This is a genomic window from Verrucomicrobiota bacterium, from assembly GCA_034440155.1.
Taxonomy (GTDB): domain Bacteria; phylum Verrucomicrobiota; class Verrucomicrobiia; order JAWXBN01; family JAWXBN01; genus JAWXBN01.
In genome coordinates, this window is the sequence record JAWXBN010000016.1 from 20,222 (window position 1) to 28,124 (window position 7,903).

Here is a 7,903-nt window from a genome sequence, read left to right on the forward strand (position 1 = left end):
TCTTACTTGCGGCGGTTATTTTTCGGTACTTGCCGGGTCTGGGATTTCTTCAAAACAGAGTTTGGAGACACAATCTTCAAAGCTTTCGTAACCTTTAACAATTTTAATCTCCACTCGCAGGAAATAAACCGGGATATTCCTTTTTTCAATAAGGGGGAAACGAACGGCATCTTTTTCGGTGGTGATTACCGCATCAGCTTCGCGCCTTAAACTGTTGATCATCGTGTTTTGGATTTCCTTCACGGTAAAACGGTGGTGGTCAGCATAGGCCCGGGAGTAAACAAGATCAGCCCCAAGATTCCTTAAACCTTCCTCGAATGATTCCGGTTTGGCGATTCCGGAGATCGCCCCGACTTTGAGGCCTTTGAGGAATTCCAAGGGCTTTTTCTCTTTTGTGTAAATGTCGATCAGGTGGAGGGGTTCGTGATTACACTCGATGATTTCGGCGTGGGGATTAAGCGCTTCGAGTTCCGCACGCAGGGCTTTGGAGTTATTCCCGTCGGATTTTGTGATGAAAATATGTGTGGCCCGGATGATATTCTCCGGAGGCTCGCGTAATGTGCCTCGAGGTAAAAGAAAATTATTTCCCCAAGGTGCCTGCCGGTCGACGAGGACAATATCGAAATGTTTCCGGTTTTTGCGTTGTTTCCAAGGTTTGAGGCGGAGGTATTGGAATCCATCATCAAGGACTAGTGTATTAGCCCCAAATTTTTCCACTGCATAACGGGCCGCTTTTACCCGGTCCTTGTCCACAATGACCAAGACGTTCTGGAGGTTAGTGGCGAGCATGAAGGGTTCATCCCCTGCATGCTCACTATCTAAAAGTATTTTATGACCATCTGAGACGACCCTCGGGGGGACTTCATCTGTGCGCATGAGCAGTTTGTCGATCATTCTGTCCTTGAAGGGGCGGGGTGTGCTCTTGTAACCCCGGCTCAGGATGGCCACTTTCCTTCCTTTGGCAGTCAGGGCCCGGGCGAATTTCTCCACAACAGGTGTTTTTCCGGTTCCCCCCACTGTCAGGTTCCCGACACTGATGACTTGCACAGCCATGGAGTGGTCATGGAACATGCGTTCATGGTAGAGATAGAGTCGTAACCGGACAATTTGCGCGTACAACCGGGACAGCACTAGCAGGAATGAACGGAAAAAAGCTGCCCGTTTGCCGTAGCGCTTTTCCAAAATCACATCGAGCGCAAATTGCTCGAGTTCATCCATTTGTTCGCGAAAACTCATATCCAGCTCTATCTATAACCGTGAAGCCACTGAAGATCACGAAGTTTTTTTTTAGTTCATGGACGTTTACATTTAATACTCCAGCGCAAAACAGGGGGGTTACTTTCGTATGGTTTTGATTTTCTCCCTTTCATTTTCTGGGGGGAGTGTCGAGGTGAGGCATTGGTATAATGAGAATCGGGACTTTACCCGGTTTATCGTCCCGAGTCTCACCGCGAATATCCTGACCATCGGCACCTTGATCGTGACGTCCCTCTCCGTCTCCCGAGAAAAGGAACAGGGGACATTTTGACCGGCTGCTCGTCTCACCTATGACTCCGCTAGATGATTATGATCGGGAAGGCTTTTGTCGGGATTTACCTCCCCGATCGATCATATGCCCCTCGGGCTTCAATATGTGACATGGTTTAATCCCGTCCGCCATTTTATGGAGATTTCGCGCGGTATCTTTCTAAAGGATATCGATATTCTATCGGTCGGTGAGAGTCTTTTTCCTCTCGTCGTTATCGCCATGATTACTTTCGGCGCATCCGTTTGGATGTTCCGGCGGAAAACCAGTTTATCATGAGCGACCGGCGCAATTTGCCTAAGATTTGAAATAAGAAACCCAACGGGCAAATAGCTTTTGGGCTAGATAAAAATGGCGGACAGGGTGAGATTCGAACTCACGGTACGGGTTAACGTACACACGCTTTCCAAGCGGGCGCAATAGACCACTCTGCCACCTGTCCTCCAGGGAAGAGGACAAAGTAAAACAAACTTTTTGCGGTTTGCCAATGCAAGAATTCATCCCAGCCGAAAATTCTTCTACAAATGTAACAATTTGCGCACCAGAGCAAAAATCGTGTCGACAAAAAAAATGTTTCTGCCAAAAAAGAAACCAACATGGGACTAGTAAAGAATTTCGTTCTCGACACTTCTGTTCTAATTCACGAGCCACGCAGTATCTTTAATTTTGAAGAGCATAATGTCTTCATACCGGGGGATATTCTCGAGGATTTAGACAGTCTAAAAACCGAACAAACTGACCGTGGGGTGCGCGCCCGTGATGTCATCCGCAGGCTTGACCAGGTCTTCAAAGACCCTGAGATAATGAGTAAAGGGGCAAAAACCCCGAGTGGCGGACGGATATTTGTGGCGACCCGTGAGGAAACCGCTCAAAACCGTGATGCCCTCGAAAAGATGCGCCGGCAATTCCCCGATTTTACAAAAATCGATAACCGGATTATCGCCACGGCCTTGATTATCCAGAGTTTGCAAGCCCCGCCGACCATTCTGGTCACCAAAGACATTAATATGTCCCTGAAAGCCCGTGCATTGGGACTACAGACAAATGACTACCTTAATGACAAGGTAGATGATCCCGGCATCTACCAATCACAAATGTCGGTGATCGAAGTTTCAGGCCATGAGATGCAACGTTTTGCCAGTTCCACCTACCTCGATATCGACGCGAAACGCATCGAGACTGCAGGACTCAATGAATATGTGCTCCTGAGATCCTCGGAAGACAAAACCATGCCGGCGAAATGCTGCAGCCTGAACGGGCATACCACCTTGCGCAAATTAAACTGTCCCGCTGCAATCAATATCCCCGGGGGCATTTCCTTAAAACCCCTGAATCTCGGGCAACAATGTTTTCTCGATGCACTGTTCGATCCAGATATTTCGCTGATCACCGGCTACGGCAAAGCCGGAACGGGCAAAACTCTTGTCGCAGTCGCCGCGGGCCTTTCGCAGGTTTACCGCCGTTCTTATCAGAAACTCATCGTGACGCGTTCAGTCGTCCCGATGGGTAATGGTGAAACCCTGGGATTCCTCCCCGGTGACCTGAATGAAAAGATGCGGCCTTGGCTCCAACCGATTTATGATGCGATTGAATTCATCATGTCCCCGCCGCCGAATCTTGACGGACGGAAAAAAACGGTGAAGAAAAAACCTGAATTCCAGATGGCCGCTGCGGGCAAGCCGGGGCAGCCTATGAAACCTCATGAAAAATTAATCGAGCAAGGGATCATTGAAATCGAAGCCCTGTATCATATCCGCGGGAGATCGATCCCAAATGCCTTTTTTATCGTGGATGAAGCCCAGCAACTTTCCCCATTGGAGGCTAAAACCATCGTGACGCGCATGAGCAAGGGTTCAAAGCTGGTCCTGCTAGGGGACCCGACACAGATTGATAATCCTTACGTGGATGCGATGTCGAATGGGCTGGTTTACACCCGCAATAAACTCAAAGGCCAAGCCGTCGCCGCCCATATCCAACTGGCCAAGGGCGAACGCAGTATCCTCGCCGACCTCGGCGCAGAGTTGATGTAGTCATATTGATATTCAGTTTTTATCGTTTACAGGGACGTATCCGGTTTGGCCTGGATTTGATTTCCCCCGGGCCGAGTCGATTTATGTCTCGTTTCAGGTTCAATATCACGGACTTTCAGCCGGAGGTCATTTATTTTCCTAAGAGGAACCGCAGGGCTGATTCGAGGGTGGGGTGGTGGAATTCATAACCGGCGGTGAGCAATTTGCGCGGGACAGCCCGTGTGCTGGCCAGCAGGAGGGAATCAAACATTTCCCCCGCGGCGAGTTTTCCGGCAAAAGCGGGAACCGGTAAAAGGGTGGGGCGCCGGAGCAATTTGCCCAGGGTATGAGTGAATTCCGTGTTTGTGACGGGTCCAGGAGAGGTGAGATTCACAGGCCCCACGATGGCATCATTCATCATCACGTAATGAAAAGCCCTGATGACATCTTCGACAGATACCCAGCTCATCCACTGTGTCCCGTTGCCGATGCGCCCGCCCAAGCCTAGGTTAAAAGGTAAAAGCAATTTGCTTAAAGCTCCCCCGCGTGGACTCAAGACCACGCCCAAACGCATGGAGACGACACGGATCCCTGCGTCACGCGCAATTTGCGCGGACTCTTCCCATTCACGAGCCACATCGGGGAGGAATCCCTGGCCGGCAGGGCTGTCTTCATCGAGGATTTCTTCCCCTCGGTTCCCGTAAAATCCAATGGCTGAAGCACAGATCAGAGTTTTTGGTTTGGTAGTACAGTGTGCCAGCGTCTGTGCGAGGAAACGGGTGGAGTCCACTCGTGAATCCCGGATTTTGCGCATTTTCTCGGGGGTCCATCTCGCGGCAATATTTTCTCCAGCTAGGTGGATGACGGTATCGAATCCTTCCAAGTCACCGGGAGTGATTTTACCTTCCGCGGGACTCCAGTTGATTTGATGTTTGTCCTGACGATGGCGTGGGGACTGTAATGGATGGCGCGTGAGCTCCCAGACATCATGGCCACCGGTGGAAAGGAATGCTTGCAGGGAACTGCCCACTAATCCGCTGGCCCCACTAATGAGGATCTTTTGCCGGGCCTGACCTGAATACCGAGAATGGGTTTGTAAATCAGATAAAGTAATCTGGTGACGGTAATGGAACATCCTCTCGAGGTCGCTGCGGATCATGTCTCCGGCCACCACCCGTCCGAGCCATCCTAAGGGTAATTGGTATCCAATAAAATCGGTCATCCGGCTTTTAGCGGGGGATATGGGCTCGAAGCGGTGGGTATGTGCCCAAGATTTGAAGGGGCCGGTGACTTGGATATCCTGAAAACGGACATTCCTAAAATAATTTTGATGCATCGCCACCCAGTGGAATTTAAAGGGACCTTTCTTGATCATGATTTTGACTTCGGCACCATCCTGAATGCCTCCATATTGCTCAATGACCCGGGCATCCACCCATGGTGGTGTCAGGCGTTCGAATGCACCGGGACGTTCGTGCCAGGCAAAAGATTCCTCGACAGGAACGGGGAGTTCGAGTGATTTTTCCAGAACAAGTAGCCCCATAGATATGCTCCAAAGATGCTCTTGATTACACCATCGTGCAAGAGAAGGTTTGAGGATGAATGATCTTGTGTAAATCTGCTCGAATTCATCCGGGTAATGGTTATGCTTTTTCTAATGAAAATTTTATTTGCGACGGCCGGATTGATTCTGTGGACATTATTTCCAGTCATGGCGGGTAATGGTCCCCTCGGGGATCAAGAGGAGACCTATATACAGCAGGCGAGACTCCTCGCCCGACGGGGGGATTATGAAATAGCATTAAAGGCATTCAATAAAATCTATGACCTGAACCCGAAGAATACCCTCGCTCGCGTCGAGGCCAAAAGGTTGCAACTGCTCAAGGAAAAGAACCCCGATTCTTTTTACCTGACTGAAAAACTCAAAAAAATCAACCTACCTGAGTTTAAAATAAATGAGGCGCAGTACAGTGCCGCATTAAAGTATCTCAAGGAGACACTCGCCACAGTACAGACGGGCAAAGAAAACCCCGTCGAGATAAATATGATTATTACTGAAATCTCACCGGAACCACCCCTGATCACTTATAGCTTGGAAAATGTCTCCTGGTGGGATGCCTTTTGCTTGGTTCTCCAGGCGGGCTTGCTGGATTGCGAATTGAGTGATAAGACCTTTACTATCAAAAAATCGGAGTGAGCCCTTTGTGTTTTATCTAGCCTGGAATATCCTGCATATGGAGCAAATTGCTTCCGAACTCGACAAACAATTCTTGGTTTTTGTCCCGAAAATCATTATTGGTCTCGTCATTCTCATCACGGTTTTGATCACGGTAAAAGTCGGCGATTCTCTTTTTAAGAAATTCATCCTGAAAATCGACAGCCGCCGGGCCCATGTTTTTAATCTCATCCGCCAGACATGCAAAGCCGCCATTCTTATCCTCGGCGTGATCACTATTCTGGCCACCCTCGGGGTGAATGTCTCTGCTGTGGTCGCCAGCCTCGGACTGACTGGTTTTGCCCTTGGCTTCGCCCTGCGCGATGCCCTGAGCAATTTGCTCGCGGGAGCCATGATCCTGCTTTACCGCCCGTTCACTCTCGGTGACCGGATCGTTGTCACGAGCTTTGAAGGAATCGTCACGGATATCGACTTGCGTTATACGACCCTCTCCCTGGATGAGAAAATATTTCTCATCCCAAACTCCGTTCTTTTTACAAATCCCATCACGGTTGTCCGACGTGCTGATCACAAAAAGTGAAAAAACCCCCACAGGCAATTTACCCTTGCGGGTCATTCTAGACTTTCGCCCGATGAGTGATTCCCATAATAAAGCCAAGCTCACCATCGGTTACATCGAGCCCCAAGGATATCGGTGTCTCCTTAGAGACAATCGACAAATCCGAATAGATCAAGAGTTACTGCAAGGCTGTGGAATTATTTTTTTCACTGGGTAGGCCTATGAAAAAATCCGGAGGAATCGATATTTGATAGTAATGCAAAACGGCACCATTATGGTGTTACGAATATTACCCTCAAAGAAATCTGGGAGGAACTTCATCAATGACTCAGGCAAAGGGCGAATATGCAGGGGCGCAGCCTGAATGAGGAAGTCCTCTCCATACTGGAAACAGCCGTCAATCCCGTTCGCAAAAACCCACGGGACATCCTGCGCCAGATCCGTGAGAGGAGAGATCGGATGCCCCATATCGTTCATGAGATAGAGCTCCCGGAAATCATCTCCGGGGGGCGCGCATGATTGTCGTGGATACGAATGTCATCACCTATCTGGTTCTGAAGGGGGATTACTCACAAGAATGCGGAAATCTCTACGTCCGCAATGCGGAGTGGGCGGCCCCGAGCCTCTGGGGCGACATATGAACGCCAAGGGCTCGTCGAACGTAAAAATGCTCTCGGGGTCATTCGTCGACGCGGAAACTGTAATCGAAGCACTCGAATATGAGGTGAAGCCGGAGATCATTCTCGCTGTCGTGCTCGGACACGGTGCGATTCTTGATCATTGCCGGGAGCAGAGGCCTGCTTATGGGCTCCGACCCGCAGGATAAACACATTCCACTGTGGAAATTTTCCCCTTTGACAAATTCTATTTTTAATATACCGTTCAAATGAACGGTATAAAAAGAGTATGATGACCAAACGACAACAGGAGATATATGATTACATCCAGGATTACCAGGTGGAGAACGGGTTCGTCCCGTCGCAGCGCGAGATACAACGTCACTTCGGATTCGCGAGCCAGACGACTGTGGCAGACCATCTTTGCCTCATGGAGAAAAAAGGATTTATCGACCGTCAAAGTGGATGCGCGCGGGCAATTACACTTGCCGCTGAAGTAATTAAGTCCACGGCTCAAAGGCTGGCTGAAATCCCGGTTTATGGCACGATCCCCGCAGGACTACCGACGGATAACCGGCAGGAGAACGAGGGATTTATCCAGATCGACCTGCTGGGATTCAAGCTCCCGCTCAACCACCGCTGTTACGGGTTAAAGGTACGCGGGGACTCCATGGTCGGAGCCCATATTTGTGACGGTGACATTGTCATCATGGATGTCCGACAGGCGCGCCCCCAAGACATTGTCGCCGCACTGATAGACGGGGAGACTACCCTTAAACGGCTGGTGACAGAAAAAGGACGTTCCTTCCTGAAAGCTGAAAATCCTCGTTACAAGAGCCTGATTCCTGCTGAGGAGCTTGTTATTCAAGGTGTGATGGTCGGCCTTGTCCGTTGGCCGGGGATTTTAGGGGGGAAATGAACGTGTTGCCTCAAAAGTAAATGACACCGAAGGGGGGTAGAATTAGACATGACACCCTTGGTTGTCCAGAGGCATACCACAAGATGCTGAGGAGCGCA

At 49.8% G+C, this 7,903-nt stretch carries 10 protein-coding genes and 1 tRNA gene; 8 read left to right on the forward strand and 3 right to left on the reverse strand.

Annotated features, from left to right (window positions below):
* Positions 1-15 precede the first annotated feature (15 nt).
* A complete protein-coding gene (gene lpxK, locus SGI98_01665) occupies positions 16-1,236 on the reverse strand; it encodes a tetraacyldisaccharide 4'-kinase (GenBank protein MDZ4742110.1) in 1,221 nt (406 codons plus the stop codon).
* A 109-nt stretch (positions 1,237-1,345) separates the two neighbouring features.
* Here lpxK and SGI98_01670 point away from each other — a divergent pair, with 109 nt between their 5' ends.
* Positions 1,346-1,528 (forward strand): hypothetical protein, encoded by a 183-nt coding sequence (locus SGI98_01670; protein MDZ4742111.1) that lies wholly within the window; start codon positions 1,346-1,348, stop codon positions 1,526-1,528.
* A 54-nt stretch (positions 1,529-1,582) separates the two neighbouring features.
* Positions 1,583-1,804, forward strand: a complete 222-nt coding sequence (locus tag SGI98_01675) for an ABC transporter permease (GenBank protein ID MDZ4742112.1) — start codon at positions 1,583-1,585, stop codon at positions 1,802-1,804.
* A gap of 73 nt (positions 1,805-1,877) precedes the next feature.
* Here the strand turns inward: SGI98_01675 and SGI98_01680 are convergent.
* Positions 1,878-1,967, reverse strand: a tRNA-Ser gene (locus SGI98_01680).
* 154 nt (positions 1,968-2,121) lie between these two features.
* Here SGI98_01680 and SGI98_01685 point away from each other — a divergent pair.
* Positions 2,122-3,555, forward strand: a complete 1,434-nt coding sequence (locus SGI98_01685) for a PhoH family protein (protein MDZ4742113.1) — start codon at positions 2,122-2,124, stop codon at positions 3,553-3,555.
* A gap of 130 nt (positions 3,556-3,685) precedes the next feature.
* On the opposite strand, the gene SGI98_01690 is transcribed toward SGI98_01685, so the two are convergent.
* Entirely contained in the window at positions 3,686-5,077 is a 1,392-nt protein-coding gene (locus SGI98_01690; protein ID MDZ4742114.1) for a TIGR01777 family oxidoreductase, read from the reverse strand.
* Positions 5,078-5,191: 114 nt separating this feature from the next.
* Between SGI98_01690 and SGI98_01695 the strand changes: the two genes are divergently transcribed.
* The 5 genes from SGI98_01695 to lexA all read left to right on the forward strand — a co-directional run bounded on the left by SGI98_01695 (position 5,192) and on the right by lexA (position 7,805).
* On the forward strand, positions 5,192-5,731 hold the full coding sequence (locus tag SGI98_01695) for a tetratricopeptide repeat protein (GenBank protein MDZ4742115.1): 540 nt from the start codon (positions 5,192-5,194) through the stop codon (positions 5,729-5,731).
* 7 nt (positions 5,732-5,738) lie between these two features.
* On the forward strand, positions 5,739-6,290 hold the full coding sequence (locus tag SGI98_01700) for a mechanosensitive ion channel (protein ID MDZ4742116.1): 552 nt from the start codon (positions 5,739-5,741) through the stop codon (positions 6,288-6,290).
* A gap of 324 nt (positions 6,291-6,614) precedes the next feature.
* The gene (locus SGI98_01705) at positions 6,615-6,788 is read left to right on the forward strand and encodes a hypothetical protein (GenBank protein MDZ4742117.1); all 174 of its coding nucleotides are present in this window, start codon (positions 6,615-6,617) and stop codon (positions 6,786-6,788) included.
* Positions 6,789-6,846: 58 nt separating this feature from the next.
* Positions 6,847-7,095 (forward strand): hypothetical protein, encoded by a 249-nt coding sequence (locus tag SGI98_01710; GenBank protein MDZ4742118.1) that lies wholly within the window; start codon positions 6,847-6,849, stop codon positions 7,093-7,095.
* 80 nt (positions 7,096-7,175) lie between these two features.
* A complete protein-coding gene (gene lexA / locus SGI98_01715) occupies positions 7,176-7,805 on the forward strand; it encodes a transcriptional repressor LexA (GenBank protein ID MDZ4742119.1) in 630 nt (209 codons plus the stop codon).
* The last annotated feature ends 98 nt before the right edge of the window (positions 7,806-7,903 follow it).

Excerpts from the sequence above, each read along its gene's own strand:
- SGI98_01690 (MDZ4742114.1), bottom strand. The coding sequence starts at position 5,077 with ATGGGGCTACTTGTTCTGGAAAAATCACTCGAACTCCCCGTTCCTGTC.
- lexA (MDZ4742119.1), top strand. The coding sequence starts at position 7,176 with ATGATGACCAAACGACAACAGGAGATATATGATTACATCCAGGATTAC.
- SGI98_01710 (MDZ4742118.1), top strand. The coding sequence starts at position 6,847 with ATGCGGAAATCTCTACGTCCGCAATGCGGAGTGGGCGGCCCCGAGCCT.
- lpxK (MDZ4742110.1), bottom strand. The coding sequence starts at position 1,236 with ATGAGTTTTCGCGAACAAATGGATGAACTCGAGCAATTTGCGCTCGAT.
- SGI98_01695 (MDZ4742115.1), top strand. The coding sequence starts at position 5,192 with ATGAAAATTTTATTTGCGACGGCCGGATTGATTCTGTGGACATTATTT.
- SGI98_01670 (MDZ4742111.1), top strand. The coding sequence starts at position 1,346 with ATGGTTTTGATTTTCTCCCTTTCATTTTCTGGGGGGAGTGTCGAGGTG.
- SGI98_01685 (MDZ4742113.1), top strand. The coding sequence starts at position 2,122 with ATGGGACTAGTAAAGAATTTCGTTCTCGACACTTCTGTTCTAATTCAC.
- SGI98_01705 (MDZ4742117.1), top strand. The coding sequence starts at position 6,615 with ATGCAGGGGCGCAGCCTGAATGAGGAAGTCCTCTCCATACTGGAAACA.